This window comes from Streptomyces sp. AK02-01A, from assembly GCF_033795305.1.
Classification (GTDB): Bacteria; Actinomycetota; Actinomycetes; order Streptomycetales; family Streptomycetaceae; genus Streptomyces.
The window spans coordinates 1-16,698 of the sequence record NZ_JARBAE010000012.1; the positions used below are offsets into that span (position 1 = coordinate 1).

Consider the following 16,698-nt stretch of genomic DNA (forward strand, 5'->3'; position numbering starts at 1 on the left):
GGGGTCTAATGTTTTTAAGAGACACGCTTTGCCCGTTCAGCGCGTCAATCCGCCCACCCTCGCGCCACCGATCCAGGATCTCTACGCCCATGTGGCGATCGGGACAGGCACCCGCTTCGTGGCGATCGCCGGCCAGGTCGCGACAGCCGCCGACGGCACCCTCGTCGGCCCCGGCGATCACGCGCTCCAGGCCGAACAGGCCTTCCGCAACCTCGCGTTGGCCCTGGAAGCCGCAGGCGCGGGCCCGGACGACCTGATCAAGAACACCATTTATGTCGTCCGCCATCGTCCGGAGCTCGTCGGCCCGGTCTTCGCCGCCGCCCAGCGCGTCTTCGAGGGCCGCTGGCCCCGGTCCGCCAGCACGTTCATCGGCGTGCAGTCGCTGGGCTCGGCCGACTGGCTGATCGAGGTCGACGGCTACGCCGTCCTGGCCTGAACCGACGCGTGTGAGCGGCCACAGCACCGAGCCACGGCGGCTCGCGGCCACAACACAGCGGACCCATAACACACCAAACGCACAACACACCAAACCCACAACGCACCAAACCAACCGACGCATCGCTCCAGGAGAAAGACAAAGCAGGAGAAAGACAATGACGACGAAGACATGGTTCATCACCGGCACATCCCGGGGCTTCGGACATGAGTGGGCGCTCGCCGCACTGGAACGTGGCGACCGCGTCGCCGCCACGGCGAGGGACATCACCCGCCTGCGGCCACTGGCCGAGAAGTGGGACGACGCGATCCTGCCGCTCGCCCTCGACGTCACCGACCGAGAGGCCGTCTTCTCCGCCGTGCACCGGGCTCACGAACACTTCGGCGCTCTGGACGTCGTGATCAACAACGCCGGCTACGGCCTGTTCGGCATGGTCGAGGAAGTCAGCGAGGAGCAGGCACGTACCCAGATCGACACCAACCTTCTGGGCCCGCTGTGGGTGACTCAGGCCGTGCTCCCGGTCCTGCGCGAACAAGGCAGCGGCCACATCGTCCAGGTCTCGTCGATCGCAGGCGTTTTCTCGCTGCCGAACACGGGCCTGTACAACGCGACAAAGTGGGGCCTGGAGGGCTTCACCGACAGCCTCGCCATGGAGGTGAGCCAGTTCGGTGTCAAGGTCACGCTGGTCGAGCCCGCCGGATACGACACCGACTGGGCAGGGCCGTCCGCCATCCACGCCGAGCACCTCGCCGCCTACGACGAGTTCCGCGCCAACCCGCCGCTGCGGCCCTCGTCCAAGCGTGCCGTCCCTTCAGCCACACGGGAGGCGATCCTCGCGGTGGTGGACGCGGAGGAGCCACCGCTCCGGATCTTCTTCGGAAAGGGCCCGCTGGACCTGATGCGCAAGGTGTATCCCCAGCGGATCGCGGAGTGGGAGAAATGGGACGATGTCTCCCGGGCCGCACACGGGTTCTGAACGGACCGGGATCCGGTGCCGGGTCCTCGCTCCTCCCCCTGCCCCGCCCCGAGGCGAGTGGCCGGGCGGCGCGCTCTCCCTCGGCGGCGGCCGGTGCTCCGTACGGCCGAGGCCGCGTGTCGCAGTAGCATCGACACGTGATGACCACGCACCGGGCGCCGGAGGAGAAGGAACGCCGGGCAGAGATCGTCAGGACAGCACTGGCCATCATGAACGAGTCGGGCTGGGACGCCGTGACGACGCGATCCGTGGCACAGCGCCTGGGCGTCCGGCAGAACACGGTGAACTGGCACATCAAATCCAAGGCCAGACTGCGTGAGTTGATGGCCGACGCCATCGTCGCCACCGTGGACACGGACGACCTGCCGGACGACTGGGAGGGACGCGTCCGCACCCTGGCGGCCCGCTACCGCGAGGCACTTCTCTCGTACCGGGACGGCGCGCTGGTCGTGGCAGGCACGTTCGCTCCGGAACCGGCGACGCTCGCCGTCGCCGAGTCACTGATGAAAGCCCTCCTCGACGGCGGCCTGTCCCCTCGGGTCGCGAGCTGGACCTGCTGGACGATCGTCTACTTCACCCTCGGGCTCGTCCAGGAGGAACAAGGCGCGCCAGGACCGGTGGCGCGGACGCTGTCGTCGGCTTTGTCGAGCAGCGCCCATCCGTCCCTCCTCAGCGCTCTTCCGTACCTCGTGGACGGAGAGTTCACCGACAGGTTCGAGTTCGGCGTCGGACTCATCATGGACGCCGCAACGCGGCTGGCCGAGGACGGAAAAGCGCCCTGACGCGATACGCGACGGCACTCCGGCCCCTGCGGCAAGCGTGCGCCACGCACGTACCATAGGGCCGTGAAAGGGATCGGACACGAGCTGGAACAAGCGCTGGGCGCCGTACTGCTGCGCCGCAACCGGACGCGCCTGTACAAGGACTTGCTCGACCGGGCACCTGAGGGAGTGGACGAGCACACCTATCCCGTGCTGTCGGGCCTGACCCGGCTGGGTGTCCCGAGCACGGCGGCGGCGCTGGGAGCCGAGATCGGGACGGACCGTTCGCGCGTCAGCCGCCATGCCGACCGGCTCCAGAGGGCCGGTCTGCTGGACCGCGCCGCCGATCCCCGTGACGCACGGGCCACCCTGCTGTCGCTCACTCCGAAAGGCGCCGAGGTGATGGCCGCCCTCCGCCGCGATCTGGCGGAGCACCTGGAGACGATGGTGGCGGACTGGCCAGAAGGGCTCGCGGAAGCCCTGGCGGAGGGCCTGCGACGGCTCGTCGACGCTTCCGGCGAGCGGACCCGACAGCGAGACTCAGCAAATGGCCTACGGGACAGCCCTTAAGCTGTGGGTCACTTGACTGCGGATCGGGGGCTCGCGTGACTGTGCGAATCAGCATGGAAGGTCAAGGCGCCGAGGAGGAATTGCGTTCCTTGCGAACGTGGTTTCTGGAGACGCCCGACATACGCCGGCATGCCAAGATCTCATGGGAGACGCCGGCACCGGAACCAGGCGGGATGAGCGGCGGCGCGGTCGAGATTCTGCAGCTCATCACCGACAACGTATGGCAGGCGACCACCTTCGCCCTGGCCTACACCTCGTGGCGTGCCACCCGCCGGAACACTCCCAGGGTGACCATCGAACACAATGGGAACACCCTGGTCATAGAGGGGCATGACGAGGAGTCGGCGCAGCGCATCGCCCGCGCACTGACACGGGAATAGTGAAGCCGTGATTCTTCCCGATCCGCATCGGTCCCGAGCCGTACTCATCGGCGTGAGCGACTACGCGGCCATGCCCGGCCTTCCCTCGGTGCGAAACAATGTGGACGCCGTGAGGCATGTGCTGACCGGCGCGGCGTCCTGGAACCTGCCCGCGGAGCACTGCGCTGTCGTCCATAACCCACGGACCACCGAAGAACTCGTGGATCCCGTTCTTGAAGCCGCCGAAGAAGCTACCGATACGCTGCTCGTCTACTATGCCGGGCATGGCGTCAAGGGGCCGAACAGAGGCGAATTGCGTCTCACGCGCTCCGCATCCCGGCCCGGTGCGCCGCACACCGCCACCCATTACGACGACATCCGCGACATCCTTCTTGGTTCGTCGGCATCCCGCCGCATCATCATCCTTGATTGCTGTTATGCGGGCAGCGCCCTCGGCACCATGGCGGATCCAGGCGCGGAAATCGCCGAGGACGCACTCATCGAAGGCACTTATCTCATCGCGGCGGCCGGTGAGACTCAGAAAGCGATGTCGGAGGACGGTGCGGGATTCACGGCTTTCACCGGCGAACTGGTGCGCCTGCTCCGCCACGGCATCCCGGATACCGGAAAGATGGTTCTGGACCTGGATACGGTCTTCACGCACCTGGATCGCGCACTGCGCGCGAAATCTCTTCCTCGCCCCCACCGGCGCGTGCGCAACTCGCCGGGCGGGCTGACGCTGGCATGGAACAGACGCTGGCTCGAAGAACAGCACGCGACGGTTTTTGACGGTGCGCCGGACACGGCGGCCGAGGACAGCGAGCGAGCGATCGTCGCGGCAGCCGCCCAGCGGTCGCGAGTATCGACCCGGGGCTCGGTCAACTCCGCCGTCGCCACGTGGCCCACCAGCGGAAACGGGTCCGGCAACAGGTCCGCTGGAGAGGCCGAACCGGCCCGGCCGGCCATCTGGCCGGCTGTCGCGCAGCCGTCGGCGCCGGTATCTCCAACGCCCGCGCCGGTGCTTCCCAAGCCCGCGCCGGCCGCCGCTCCGCCACGACGTCCCGGTGCCTGGCCGGCCGGAATCAAACGGCCGGGCGGCGATTCATCTCCGGACAGCACAGCACGCGTGCGGCGTATGTGGCCCGAGATTCTTGAGGCCGTGAAGAACCGTCGGCGCTTCGCGTGGATTCTGCTCAGCCAGAACGCGCGGATGGTCGACCGCGACGACACCACGCTGCGCATCGCTTTCTCAAGCCTCGCTTCCCACAACACCTTTGTCTCCTCCGGATGCGAAGACGTGCTGCGACAGGCGCTCGTCGATCTGTTCCACACCGAGTACAAGATCGAGGCATCCTTCGACGCGGCCGGCACCGACCGCGCCGAATCCGGCGGCTCGGCCGAAAGGCCTTCTCCACCTCCACCTCCACCTCCACCTCTGGCCGTCGCCGAAGCGAAAACAGCTCTCGACTCCGGGAAGAAAGCACAGCGATCAACCGACACCGCCCTCGCGGTCGGCGATCGAATCTCGCACGAGTCTTTCGGGCAAGGCATCGTGGTCTCGGTCACCGGCAGTGGCCAGGACACTCAGGCCACCATCAGCTTCGGTGAAAACAAGCCGAAGCGTTTTCTGTTGCGATACGCGCCCATAGTGAAGATCTGAGGGCTGTCCGCGCCCAACAGTCCACGGTCGGGCCGAGAAAAGCGGCTGACGTCACACCGGTCGGTCCGCGCCGTCGGCTTGACCTTGCCCCTGGGACAGAGCGCACCGTCCGGTCATCGGGCCGGAAGTGGTCCGACGACGGAGGACGGGACCTCGTGGAACTGCTCACGATCGGCCAGTTCGCCGCGCGCTCGCGGCTCTCGCCCAAGGCGTTGCGGCTGTACGACCGGCTCGGTCTGCTGGCTCCCGCGCGGGTCGACGCGGTCACCGGCTACCGCTGGTATCACCAGAGACAGGTGGAACGGGCCAGGCTGGTCGCGCTGCTGCGGCAGCTCGACATGCCGCTGGCCCGGATCGCCGAGGTGGTCGCACTGCCCGGGCCGGAGGCCGCCGACGAGGTGGCGGCGTACTGGGCCGGGGTCGAGGAGCGCCACGCGGTGCGCGGCGCGGTGGCCGCCCATCTCCGTGACCGGCTGTCGGGCAGGAGAACCCATATGTACGAGATCAGGACCGTCGACGTACCCGAGCAGGCCGTTCTGGCCGAGCGCAGACATCTGCTCTCCGACGAGCTGCCGCGCTGGATCCCGGCCGCCATGGGCCGCCTGATGGCGGTCGCCGAGGAGTGCGGCGGTGTCGCGGGGATTCCGTTCGTCGCGTACTACGCCGAGGTGACGCCGGACAGCGACGGCCCTGCGGAGGTCTGTGTCCCGGTCGCGGACGCGCGGGCGGCGGAGGCGTATCCGGCGGCGGCCGGCCGTACCGCCACGCTGCGCGTCGAGCCCGCGCAGCGCCTGGCGTACACCCGCATCACCAAGGCCCAGGTGGCGTATCCGCAGATCATCTCGGCCTTCGACGCGGTGGAGGAATGGATCGGCCGGCAGGGCCTGACGGTCAGCGGCCCGTGCCGCGAGATCTACTTCGCCGACTGGGACGCGGCATCGGCGTCGGACGAGGTGTGCGATGTCGCGTTCCCGGTGAGCTGAGCTTCCGGTGCCGACCCCGGGCCCGTCCGTACGGGCGGGCCCGGGCCGCGTCGTCAGCGCAGTTCCTCCGGGCAGCCTGTGCCGCGCGGAATCCGGTACGGAGCGGCCAGCCGGTACACACCTGCCTGAGGCGCGAGCAGTTCGGTCCACTCGTCGCCTTCCGCGTCCTTCTCGGCCTTGATCAGACAGCCGTTGGGATTGGTGTAGACCTTGGGGCCCTCGCCGTCCGCCTTGGACTCCTCCGTCTGCTGCGGCGGTACGACGCTCTTGCCCTCCTCGTCGACCAGCCCGAGCCACGGTGAGTACGGTATGCGGATCAGCACCCGGCCCGCCGACTTGACATGGATCGTCAGCTCGCCCGCGCCCGCCAGATCCACCGTCGCCGGAGGATCGGCCAGCGGCTTCGGGTCCTCGACGGCGAAGAGCTGCCAGTTGTCGTCGCCCCAGAGGTGCTCCAGATAAGGCAGGCCCTTCTGGACGAGTTCCGCTTCCTGCCCGGCGCCGGAGTCGGGCCTGCCTCTCGGCAGGACGACATAGTGCACGGCCCAGCGGTCCAGCCAGGCGCGATAGCTGTCGGAGGTCAGGGTGTCGTCGTAGAAGAGGGGATTGCGCTCCATGTCCGCCTGCCGGTTCCAGCCTCGGGCGAGGTTGACGTACGGAGCGAGCGCGGAGGCCTCGCGGTGGCTGCTGGCCGGTACCACCTCGACCCGGCCCTTCGCCGCGCCGGCCCGCTGCAACTGGTTGACCAGCGGTGCCAGCTCACGGGTCCAGGAGGCCGTCGGCGCCGTCCGCACGATGTCGTCGACGCCTTTGAAGCCGATCCAGAAGTTCAGCCCGGCGAACACGATCACCAAGGCGTACCAGCGACGCGAACGCGGCGCGGTGTACGGCAGCGCCGCGAGCAGCACCACACCCGCGATGATCATCGCGAACCTGGACACGTTCGACCCGATCTGCGAATCGACCACCCAGGTCAGCAGCACACCGACGCCATAGACGGCCGCCGCCGTACGGACCGTACGCCACCGTACGGGCACGAGGACGAACACGAACACCGCGTAGAGGAAGGGCAGTGAGGCCGTCCCCACCGATATCGGCTGAGTGCCGGAGAACGGGAACAGCCAGGCGGAGAGCGCCACGACGACGGCCGGCGCGAGCCCGAGCGCGTACGCCCCTGGGCGCCGCTTGTTGAGGAACAGCGCCGCCGCGACCACTCCGAGGAACAGCCCGGCCACCGGGCTCGCCGCGGTCGCGAGACCGGCGAGCGGCGCCGCCGCGGCCGCCTTGGCCCAGCGCTTCGTACGCCAGCGGTGCGGCCAGCAGAACACCGCGGCCACCGCGCCCAGCGCGAACATGACACCGAGACCGAACGTCACACGCCCCGACAGAGCGTTGCAGAGGAACGCGAAGACTCCGGCGAGCGCACAGGCGACGGGATTGCGGACCGCCGGGACCCGGACCAGGATCAGCGCGGTCAGAGCGGCGGACACGGTCCCGACGATCATCATCGTCGTACGGACACCGAGGACGGACATCAGATACGGCGAGACCACGCTGTACGAGACGGGATGCATGCCGCCGTACCAGGCGAGGTTGTACGCGGAGTCGGGATGCCGGCCGACGAACTCCGCCCAGGCGTCCTGGGCGGCGATGTCACCGCCGCTGTTGGCGAAGAAGAAGAACCAGAGCAGATGCGCCGCCGCCGCGACCGCGGTGGTGAACAGGACCGGATGGCGCGCCACCCGGTCCCGGAGACGGCGGCCGGGCCGAGGCGCGGGCGGAGCGCCGGGGCCGGGATCAGGCGTGGACCGGTGCTCGGGCTCGGGCTCCGCGCGGCGTGGCGAGGGAGGCCGGGCTATTCGCGGCCCGGTGAGGGACGCGCCTGCCGGGTTTCCCGCGTCGGTCATTGCCGTACGGGGCGGGCCTGGAGGTGTGGTGTCGCCGTCGGCGCGCCTCGGCTCAGCGGTAGTCACAGCGGCTCCCCACGTCTTCCCGTCCCGACCACCGTCCGTCCGGCGTGCCGACCCCTCCGACATGTCCAGGGACGCCGTCCGCGCGTCCGGTGGTTGTGCGTCGGGACAGCCGGCCGGGCGGGTGCCCGCCGGATGCCCGTCTCGGGACGCTAACACGTGGCCGCCGCCGGAGAGGGCGCCGATCGGCGCCCTCTCCAGGGCCCGGAGGTCAGCCGACGCGGGTCAGCTTCGCGCCGAAGCCGGGCTCGGCCAGGTCCTTCTGGAGCGCGACCGGAGCGGAGACCTCGCCGGTGCCGGTGCCGATGGTCAGCTCGCCGACCACGGTCCCCGCCTGCGCGGAGTGCGGGACCCCCTGGTCAGCGTCCTCGCCCAGGCGGAGCTTCACCTGGAGACCGGCCCAGCCGACCGCCTTGAGGTCCTTGGTCGTGACCACCGGGGTCCGGCCGCCCAGTCCGTCGTCGACATAGCCGACGACCTCGCCCTTCTTGACGATCGTGGCGGAGGTGACGCCCTTCTGGGCGGACTGGATCAGCTTGAGGCTGTTGTCGATCGCCAGGTTGAGCTTGTCGTCCAGGATGGCGGCCTTCTGAGCGCCCATCACCATGCCGATGATCCGGCGCGACTTGCCGTCGACGATCGTGTCGGCGGTCCAGAGGAGATTGCCGCCGGCCGGAGTCGAGGAGCCGGTCTTGATCCCGCTCACGCCGGGCTCCAGCAGGATCCGGTTGTTGTTGTAGATCATCAGATCGAGGCCCGGGACCTTGATCTGCGGTGTGTTCACGATCTCGCGGAAGATGTCGTTCTGCATGACGGCCTTGCCCAGCTTGAGCTGGTCGGTGGCAGTGGACACGGTGGAGGCCTCAAGGCCGCTCGGGTCCGTGTACGTCGTGTTCGTCATGCCGAGATCCTTCGCGGCGGCGTTCATCTTCTCGACGAACTCCTCCTGCGACGGAGCGTCCCAGCGAGCCAGCAGACGCGCCACGTTGTTGCCCGACGGGATCATGAGCAACTGGAGCATCTGACGCTCGGTGAACTGCTGTCCCTCCTCGATCGGCACACGCGACTCGTCGACGAGCTTGGCCTCCTCGCCCGCCTTCTTGTCGACCGTGATCTTCGGGCCCGCCTGCTCGCCGGTGATCGGATGGTTCTTGAGGATCACATACGCGGTCATGGTCTTCGCGACGCTCGCGATCGGCGCGGGCTTCTGCTCTCCGTACGTGCCGATGGTGCCGACGCCTTCCACCTCGACGGCGCCCTGGCCCTCGGTGGGCCACGGCAGTTCGAGCCGGCCGCCCTCGAAGGTGTACGCGGGCGTCGCGGAGAGCGCCAGCGTCGGCGACGGGAGCGGACGCACGGCCTGTACGACGGCGATGACGACCAGCAGAAGCAGGACGAGCGGCGTCCAGATCTTGACCCGTCGGACGGTCGTACGGACCGGAGTCTCCGGCGGAGGCGGCGTGTTCGTCAGTTCGGCGAGCAGATCGAGCGGCGGCTTCGGCGGCATCGGCTGCTGCCGGGTCCGCTCGGCCTCGGTGAGGGACGAGGACGCGGGTGCGGCGGCGGGAGCCGCCACGGACGAGGACGCCTCGGGCTGTGTGCCGGTGACCCGGTCGTCCCGGCGCAGCGGCACGAACGTGCTGTCCCGCCCGGCCGACGGCTCGGCTTTCTTCTCCGGAGGCAGCCGGGGCACCTTGAGCGCGGTGGTGGGCTGGTCGACGGGCGGCTGCTTGAGCGCCTTCAGGACGGTGGTGGGCTGATCGACCTGCGGCTCACCGCGACCGTCGTTCTCCGCGCCTTCAGGCGCCGCCGAGGCGCCCTTGGACGCGCCCTTCGACGCGCCCTTCGACGCCGCCGCAGCGCCGTCCGGGCCGGTGGGCTCGGCGGTGGAGCCGTCGGCGGGCTTGGCGGTGGAGGCACCGGCGCGCTTGGCCCAGGACGGCGCCTTGCCGCCGGTACGGTCCTCCGGGCCGTCCGGTCGCGCTCCGGAAGCCCGGCCCGACGCGGTCGGCTCGGACGACTCCGACTCTGGCTCGGACTTCGAGTCCGGGTCCGACTCCAACTCCGACTCAGCCGAGTCCGATGCCGAGTCAGCCGACTCGGTCTCGGCCGGCTTGGACGACGACGGTGACGGTGACTCCGTCTTGGGCTTCGTCTCCGGCTTCGCCTTCGCCTTCGCCTTCGGTGACGAGGTCCGGACGGTGCCGTCGTCGGACGTACCGGCCGCGGAAACGTCCTCGCCGTCCTTCTCGGCCGCCGGAGCGTCCTGCCGCGCCGCGCCGGTTCGGCCGGAGTCTCCCGACCCGGAAGTCGAGTCCGGCCCTGACGTCGGGTCCGGCCCTGACGTCGGGTCCGGCTTCGAGTCCGGCTCGGTTGTGGACTTCGGCTTCGGCTCCGGCTTCGGCTCCGGCTTCCGCTTCGATGACGCGCCCTCACCGGTCGGCGTCCCGGTCCGGTCGGTGCTCGTTGTGCCGAGGCTCGTTGTGCCGAGGCTCGTTGTGTCCGTGTCCTTCGTCTCCGCGCGCTTCGTGTCGGCGCCTTTCGTGTCCGCGCCCTTCGTGTCGCCGCTCCTGGTGCCCGTCTTCGAAAGCTCCGTCTTCGAAGGCTCTGTCTTCGAAAGCTCCGTCTTCGAGGGCTCCGGACGGGCCGTTATACGCCCGGCCTCTTGACCGCCGGACCCCTCGGTCTCTCCGGAGTCGTCCGCGCCATTTGCAGTCGCGACCCTCGCCGGCCCCTGCGCCACGGCCGCCGGTTCGCGGAATACCGCGAGCCGCGGGTCCCGTTCGCCCGGTGTCGCCTCCCCCGACGACTTCCGCTGCTCCGACCTGCCGGGGGACTCGCCCGCCACCGCGTCTCCTTCGTGTCTCATGCGACGTACCGCACTGTCCGAACCATCTATCAGTGTCCTGCTCTGGGACCGTGACCTTCGTGTTAGACGAGAACGACATACATAACGGTTCCCGCACAAAGCACCCAGGCGCTCTCGACAGACCAATGTGAGAGGGGTCACCCTGTCATTCATCCACGCGGGGAGGCATGGATGGGCAGGAGCCGCAGAACAATTCCCGAGGAGCTTCTGTTGCTCGCTCTGGACCCGGCCACGGGTACCACAGCGCAGCCGCAGTCGCTCGACCTCGGCCTGGCCGGAGCACAGCTAGTGGAGCTGGCTCTGGCAGGACGGATAGCCCCTGACGGGGATCGTATCGCCGTGGTGATGCCACGGCCGACCGGAGATCCGACTCTGGACTCCGCACTGGAACTGCTGCGCAGACGCGGCAGCCCGGTTCGGGCGGTCCACTGGATTGGCGGGCCCCGACTGGGGTTGCGCCAGACCTATCTCTCGCATCTGGAGCGATGCGGCATGGTGCATGCCGTGGCGGGCCAGATGTGCGGGGTGCTGCCGACGACTCGCTACCAGGCGACGGAGACGGCGATCAGCCGGGAAATCAGGTCCCGGCTGGACAGTGCGATCCGCACCGGCGTACCACCGGACCCGCGGACCGCGGCGCTCGCCGCACTGGCCCACGCGGTCGGACTCGGCAAGCACCTCTACCCCGGCAACGAGGGGCGCTCATCGCGCTCCCGTCTCCGGGACCTGATCAGACACGACCCCATGGGCGGTCTCGTGGCGCACGCCGTGATGGACGTCCAGAACGGCGTGGGCGCGCAGCCGCGCCGCAATCCCGCGCAGAGCGCTCCCAGCGCTCCGGCGGGTGGCAGGCCGGCCGGCGTGCCGACACAGCCGAACCGCGGAAGCATGGCCCGCGTGGCGGCACACTGACCGACCGGACAACCGCTTCACAGCACGCACCGCAGCACAACAAATCAATCCGCCGCACCGTCGTCCCCAGACCCGGTTCGGGAGCCGCACACAGACGCGCGGGGCAGCCGACTTCATTCGGCTGCCCCGCGCGCCGCGTTCCGGCCCCTGAGAGCCCTCCACGGGCCCCGTGCCGGCCCTCGCGAGCCCTCCGCGCGCTCTCCGCCGGCCCGTGGACGACAGCGACGCACGGCCCGTGGACGACAGCGACGCACGGCCCGGTCGCCTGGCCGGTCGCAGACTCGTTGCCTGCCCGGTCGCAGACCCGTTGCCTGGCCGGTCGCAGACCCGTCGCCGGGTCCCGGCGCCCGGCGCACACACCGGCGCGCATATCAGCGCATTCGCCTCTGTGGCCATTTCCCAGCGCAGTTGGGACCATTGGTGGCAGTCTGCTGAGCAGTAGATACGTACAGCTACGCAGCCGGAGGTGCAGTTTCCGTGGCGTCCAACGTCAACCCCACCGTCAGGCGACGCCGATTGGGTCAGGAGTTGCGCCGGCTCCGTGAGCTCAAGGGCATGACGGCCGAAGAGGTGGCGGAGCGCCTGCTGGTCTCCCAGTCGAAGATCAGCCGCCTGGAGAACGGCCGCCGTTCCATCAGCCAGCGCGATGTCCGCGACCTGTGCGGGGTGTACGAGGTCGAGGACCAGCGCGTCGTCGACTCGCTGATGCAAATGGCCAAAGACTCCCGCCAGCAGGGCTGGTGGCATGCCTTCGGCGACATTCCGTACAGCGTCTACATCGGCCTGGAGACGGACGCGGCCTCGCTGCGGGTGTTCGAACCCCAGGTCGTACCGGGCCTGCTCCAGACCCGCCCGTACGCGGAAGCACTGATCAACGGCGCGCTGCCGGAATCCACCACGCCCGATGTCGACAAGCGCGTCGGAGTGCGGCTCCGCCGCCAGGACCGGGTCACGGCGCCCGAGAATCCGCTCCGGCTCTGGGCCGTGGTCGACGAGGCCGCGCTGCGCCGGGTCGTCGGCGACCGGCAACTGATGCGGGAACAGCTTGAGCATCTCGTCGAGCAGTCGCAACTCCCCCATGTGACCGTGCAGGTGCTGCCTTTCGACATGGGTGCGCATCCCGGAATCAGCGGGCACTACGCGATTCTTGAATTCCCGGACGCCGCGGACTCCAGTGTGGTCTATATCGAGGGCGTGACGAGTGACCTTTATCTGGAGAAGGCCAATGATGTGCAGCGATACAGCGTCATGTACGAACATTTGCGCGCACAGGCCCTGAATGTCGATCAGACCCGGCAGCTCATCGCGGAAATCGCCAAGGATTACGCCCGCTGAAGCGTTCGGGATCCGCCTGTCCGGCTGAATCCACCGCGTCGGCCAGGTCCGGCCTGGACACTCCGAGTCGCTCACCACATTGACCCGAAATGCCAAGTACATCCATTTTCTCGTTAACGGCGAGGGCACCATACACCTCAACTGCCCCAACTTATCTGCCACTTACTGAATAGATCATCCAGATGAGTGAACGCCTATGCCACGCATCCACCGAGGCGAGTAGCGTCGATCATGCCAGCAAGCCGTTGGCGCGAATTCACACCACTCGCTGAACCGGAGCGAACATGGCAATTCTTCAAGGCGCTACGGACGCGTGGACGAAGTCCTCGTACTCCGGCGGTAACGGCGCATGCGTAGAGGTCAAGTCCCCCGTCGTCCAGTCCATTGCCGTCCGGGACTCGAAGGACCCTGAAGGGCCTTCGATCTCCTTCGTCGGCGCATCATGGAATTCTTTCGTCCAGGAAATGAACAAGGGCGCCTTCGACCTCGGCTGAGGTCGTCCGACACCCTGTATTCGCATCACGGACAGAGCCCTCTCGACCGGTCCGCCGTCCTGGCCGAGGGGGCTCGGCCATGCCCGGCTCCGGTCGGGGCCGCACCGGCCGGCGATGGTCGCCGCCCTCGCCGCGACATCGCTTCAGCAGCTCACAACTCCCCTTCCAGGCCGCACGGGACCCGCATCCCGTGCGGTCGTCTCTGTATGGCCGGGGCCATGTCCGGAGCCTGACGAAGTGCCCGCTCATCGTGTGGCGGCCGTCGCGTGCACGACAACGCCCCGTCAGGTCAAGAACAAGTAAAATCGTTCGGCTTTCTGATCTGCGTTCACACTTATGACCTCGGAAACCCTTGACCCGCCGCCGCGCCAGGCGGTTCAATCCCCGAAGTCCCCGCTCCCGCACGGGGATGCCGCTGATCGGACGTACTGACGAAGAGCTTCGACGTTCACAAGGCGGACCCCTGGAGGGGGCATATGAACAGCCTCGACTGGATCGTGCTCATCGCATACTTCGGTGTGATGGTGGCGATCGGCGTCTGGTCGCACAAGCGCGTGGACAACGTCAGCGACTTCTTCACCGCCGGCGGCAAGATGCCCTGGTGGCTGTCGGGCATCTCGCACCACATGTCCGGCTACAGCGCGGTGATGTTCACCGGATACGCGGGCATCGCGTACATCTACGGCGTCACCTCGTTCGTGACCTGGTCACTGCCGATCGCCATCGGCATCGGGATCGGCTCGAAGCTCTTCGCACCCCGGCTCAACCGGCTGCGCTCCCGGCTGCATGTCGCGTCGCCGCTCGAATACCTCAAGAACCGCTACGACGTGAAGACGCAGCAGGCCCTCGCCTGGTCCGGCCTGCTGCTGAAGATCGTGGACGTGGGCGCCAAGTGGGCCGCCATCGCGACCCTGCTCTCCGTCTTCACCGGGATCTCCCTCAACCAGGGCATCCTGATCACCGGCGTCATCACCGGTATCTACTGCACGGTTGGCGGTCTCTGGGCCGACGCCCTCACCGAGCTGGGCCAGTTCGTCATCCAGCTCTTCGCCGGTATCGCCATGCTCGTCGCCGTCATGGGCAAGCTCGGCGGCTTCAGCGCGCTGTGGACGGTCTGGGACAAGCTCCCGGACGGTCACACGGACGCGACCGCGGGACCGTACACCGTCACCTTCCTGCTCGCCTTCCTCTTCATCAAGACCTTCGAGTACAACGGCGGCATGTGGAACCAGGCGCAGCGCTACATGGCCACGGCCAGCGCCCGCGAGGCCACCCGCTCGGCACGGCTCTCCGCCATCCTCTGGCTGGTCTGGCCGCTGGTGCTGTTCTTCCCGATGTGGTGCGCGCCGCTGCTCGTCGAGGCGCAGAAGTCGGACGCCTCCGACTCGTACGCCCTGATGACCGAACAGCTCCTGCCGCACGGCCTGCTGGGCCTGGTCATCGTCGGCTTCTTCTCGCACACCATGGCGATGTGTTCGTCCGACGCCAACGCGATCGCGGCGGTCTTCACCCGGGACATCGCGCCCACTCTGTCGAAGGCGGCGCGCGGTTGGTCGGACCGGGCGGGGCTGCTCGCGGCGCGGCTCTCGACGATCTCGTTCCTGGCGCTGTCGATGGCGATCGCCACCCAGGTCAACTCGCCGACGTTCAAGGACATCATCACCGTCGTCATCAAGTGGGTGGCCGGTCTGATGGGCCCGATCGCGATCCCGTTCATGCTCGGCCTGCTCAAGACCTTCCGTAAGTCGGGACCGACGGCGGCGCTGGTGAGCTGGGCGATGGGTCTGCTGGCCTTCTGGCTGCTCAACTACCCGATCGACTGGAACGTCGAGGGCGGTGTGCCGCTGGAGTACCAGGTCTCGCTGCCGCTCGCCATCTCGCTGGTGCTGTACATCGTGATCGGCTTCCTGAAGCCGGAGGACACTCCGGGCCGCGATGTGCTGCTGGCGCGTATCAACGGTGAGGGCGACGGCGACGGTTCCGGTCTGACCGCGGCCTCGTTGGCCGTACCGGCGCCCGCGCAGCCGGGCGACGCCACGGTGCGGGACCGGGAGGGCTCGGACGGCTGACCTCCGCGCGGTTACGGCGCGACGACAGGTGCGGGGCCCGGCTCGGGCGGCGAGCCGGGCCCCGCGCTGTCCGTACGGGCAGGCGGGCGTACGCGCGAAGCGTCAGCCGCGCGGATAGCGGGCCAGCCAGCCGGACGCGGTGATCGCCGGGCTGTGCAGAGCCGGCCCCTGGGTCATCTCCATCGCGAAGTCGTCGGCGAGTTCGAGCAGGGTCGGCCGGCCCTCCAGCTCGGCCAGCCAGGCGGGCGGCAGTGCCGTCTCGCCGTGGAAGGCGCCGAGGAGGGCGCCGCAGAGTGCGCCGGAGGCGCCGGAGGAGCCGTCGTGGTTCACGGCGAGCCGCAGGCCGTGACGGATGTCCTCGGCGACGAGCGCGCAGTAGACGGCGACGGCGAGGATCTCCTCGGCGGTTCGGCCGGCACCGAGAGCGGCGATCCGCGCGGGACCGGGAATTCCCTGGCGTACGGCGCCGAGCGCGCCCTGAAGAGCGTCGGTGACAGGCTCGTGGCCCGGGTACGGCGTGAGCACGGCGAGGGCCCGCTGGACGGCCGCGTCCAGGGTCTCGCCGCGGGCCAGCGCGTGCACCAGTACGGCGAAGGCACCCGCCGAGAGATACGCGGCCGGATGACCATGGGTCTGGGTGGCGCACTCCACGGCGAGCCGGCAGACGAGCTGCGGCTCCCAGCCGACGAGCAGCCCGAACGGCGCGGACCGCACCAGCGCGCCCGCGTCGCGCGCGGCCGGGTTCTTGGGCCTTTCGAGCGTGCCCATGATCTCGTCACCGAGTCCGCTGAGACAGGAGCGGGCCGGGTCGCGCCGTACGTACAGCCACTCCTCCTGGGCGAGCCAGCCGTTGTCCTTACGGCGCAGATCCGGCCCCCAGTCGTACTGGGTGGCCGCCCAGCGCAGATGGGCGCGGTGCACATCGGTGGGCGGATGCCAGGCGCCGGTGTCCCTGCGGACCTGGGCGCGTATCAGTCCGTCGACGGTGAACATGGTGAGCTGGGTGGCGGCGGTGACGGCGCCTCTGCGGCCGAAGGCGGGCACGAAGTCGGCGACCGCGCCGGCGCCGTGGGCGGCCCGGATCTCGTCGAGTGTGAGCGAGGCTGTCCCGGCGCCGAGCGCGTCACCCATGGCTCCGCCGAGCAGACAGCCCCGCACCCGGCTGCGGAAGTCCTGCTGTTCGGCACGGCCCCAGACGGCCCCGGACGGTGTGCTCACGCGTCACTCCCTCTCCTGGGCTCCCAGCGGCTTCGCAGCACTGTAATTGAACGGGAACGCCGAGTTCGGAGTCTGCGCGGATCAAG

Annotated in this window: 14 protein-coding genes; 11 read left to right on the plus strand and 3 right to left on the minus strand. The window is 68.9% G+C overall.

The window, feature by feature from the left end:
* Nucleotides 1-28 precede the first annotated feature (28 nt).
* The 7 genes from PV679_RS14135 to PV679_RS14165 all read left to right on the plus strand — a co-directional run bounded on the left by PV679_RS14135 (nt 29) and on the right by PV679_RS14165 (nt 5,745).
* Complete coding sequence (locus tag PV679_RS14135; RefSeq protein ID WP_319680550.1) at nt 29-436, plus strand: RidA family protein; 408 nt, start codon at nt 29-31, stop codon at nt 434-436.
* Nucleotides 437-593: 157 nt separating this feature from the next.
* Nucleotides 594-1,412 carry an SDR family oxidoreductase gene (locus PV679_RS14140; RefSeq protein WP_319680551.1) on the plus strand — a complete coding sequence of 273 codons (819 nt, stop codon included), beginning with the start codon at nt 594-596 and terminating at the stop codon, nt 1,410-1,412.
* Nucleotides 1,413-1,552: 140 nt separating this feature from the next.
* A complete protein-coding gene (locus tag PV679_RS14145; RefSeq protein ID WP_319680552.1) occupies nt 1,553-2,194 on the plus strand; it encodes a TetR/AcrR family transcriptional regulator C-terminal domain-containing protein in 642 nt (213 codons plus the stop codon).
* A gap of 63 nt (nt 2,195-2,257) precedes the next feature.
* A complete protein-coding gene (locus PV679_RS14150; protein WP_319680553.1) occupies nt 2,258-2,743 on the plus strand; it encodes a MarR family winged helix-turn-helix transcriptional regulator in 486 nt (161 codons plus the stop codon).
* Between the two features lie 53 nt (nt 2,744-2,796).
* The gene (locus PV679_RS14155; protein WP_319680554.1) at nt 2,797-3,123 is read left to right on the plus strand and encodes an effector-associated constant component EACC1; all 327 of its coding nucleotides are present in this window, start codon (nt 2,797-2,799) and stop codon (nt 3,121-3,123) included.
* 7 nt (nt 3,124-3,130) lie between these two features.
* Nucleotides 3,131-4,762 (plus strand): caspase, EACC1-associated type, encoded by a 1,632-nt coding sequence (locus tag PV679_RS14160; RefSeq protein ID WP_319680555.1) that lies wholly within the window; start codon nt 3,131-3,133, stop codon nt 4,760-4,762.
* 155 nt (nt 4,763-4,917) lie between these two features.
* Nucleotides 4,918-5,745, plus strand: a complete 828-nt coding sequence (locus tag PV679_RS14165) for a MerR family transcriptional regulator (protein ID WP_319680556.1) — start codon at nt 4,918-4,920, stop codon at nt 5,743-5,745.
* Between the two features lie 53 nt (nt 5,746-5,798).
* Here the strand turns inward: PV679_RS14165 and PV679_RS14170 are convergent, their stop codons facing one another.
* The gene (locus PV679_RS14170) at nt 5,799-7,718 is read right to left on the minus strand and encodes an MFS transporter (protein WP_319680557.1); all 1,920 of its coding nucleotides are present in this window, start codon (nt 7,716-7,718) and stop codon (nt 5,799-5,801) included.
* A 208-nt stretch (nt 7,719-7,926) separates the two neighbouring features.
* Entirely contained in the window at nt 7,927-10,584 is a 2,658-nt protein-coding gene (locus PV679_RS14175; RefSeq protein ID WP_416069718.1) for a D-alanyl-D-alanine carboxypeptidase, read from the minus strand.
* Nucleotides 10,585-10,755: 171 nt separating this feature from the next.
* Between PV679_RS14175 and PV679_RS14185 the strand changes: the two genes are divergently transcribed.
* The 4 genes from PV679_RS14185 (at nt 10,756) to PV679_RS14200 (ending at nt 15,394) form a co-directional block, all read left to right on the plus strand.
* The gene (locus PV679_RS14185) at nt 10,756-11,496 is read left to right on the plus strand and encodes a GOLPH3/VPS74 family protein (protein ID WP_319680560.1); all 741 of its coding nucleotides are present in this window, start codon (nt 10,756-10,758) and stop codon (nt 11,494-11,496) included.
* 477 nt (nt 11,497-11,973) lie between these two features.
* Nucleotides 11,974-12,831, plus strand: coding sequence for a helix-turn-helix transcriptional regulator (locus tag PV679_RS14190; protein WP_319680561.1), 858 nt, complete (start codon nt 11,974-11,976; stop codon nt 12,829-12,831).
* Nucleotides 12,832-13,115: 284 nt separating this feature from the next.
* A complete protein-coding gene (locus PV679_RS14195; protein ID WP_319680562.1) occupies nt 13,116-13,325 on the plus strand; it encodes a DUF397 domain-containing protein in 210 nt (69 codons plus the stop codon).
* 476 nt (nt 13,326-13,801) lie between these two features.
* Nucleotides 13,802-15,394, plus strand: a complete 1,593-nt coding sequence (locus tag PV679_RS14200; protein ID WP_319680563.1) for a sodium:solute symporter family protein — start codon at nt 13,802-13,804, stop codon at nt 15,392-15,394.
* A gap of 102 nt (nt 15,395-15,496) precedes the next feature.
* Here the strand turns inward: PV679_RS14200 and PV679_RS14205 are convergent, their stop codons facing one another.
* Nucleotides 15,497-16,612 (minus strand): ADP-ribosylglycohydrolase family protein, encoded by a 1,116-nt coding sequence (locus PV679_RS14205; RefSeq protein ID WP_319680564.1) that lies wholly within the window; start codon nt 16,610-16,612, stop codon nt 15,497-15,499.
* Nucleotides 16,613-16,698 lie beyond the last annotated feature (86 nt).

Excerpts from the sequence above, each read along its gene's own strand:
- PV679_RS14185 (WP_319680560.1), top strand. The coding sequence starts at position 10,756 with ATGGGCAGGAGCCGCAGAACAATTCCCGAGGAGCTTCTGTTGCTCGCT.
- PV679_RS14195 (WP_319680562.1), top strand. The coding sequence starts at position 13,116 with ATGGCAATTCTTCAAGGCGCTACGGACGCGTGGACGAAGTCCTCGTAC.
- PV679_RS14200 (WP_319680563.1), top strand. The coding sequence starts at position 13,802 with ATGAACAGCCTCGACTGGATCGTGCTCATCGCATACTTCGGTGTGATG.
- PV679_RS14140 (WP_319680551.1), top strand. The coding sequence starts at position 594 with ATGACGACGAAGACATGGTTCATCACCGGCACATCCCGGGGCTTCGGA.
- PV679_RS14175 (WP_416069718.1), bottom strand. The coding sequence starts at position 10,584 with ATGAGACACGAAGGAGACGCGGTGGCGGGCGAGTCCCCCGGCAGGTCG.
- PV679_RS14155 (WP_319680554.1), top strand. The coding sequence starts at position 2,797 with ATGGAAGGTCAAGGCGCCGAGGAGGAATTGCGTTCCTTGCGAACGTGG.
- PV679_RS14145 (WP_319680552.1), top strand. The coding sequence starts at position 1,553 with ATGACCACGCACCGGGCGCCGGAGGAGAAGGAACGCCGGGCAGAGATC.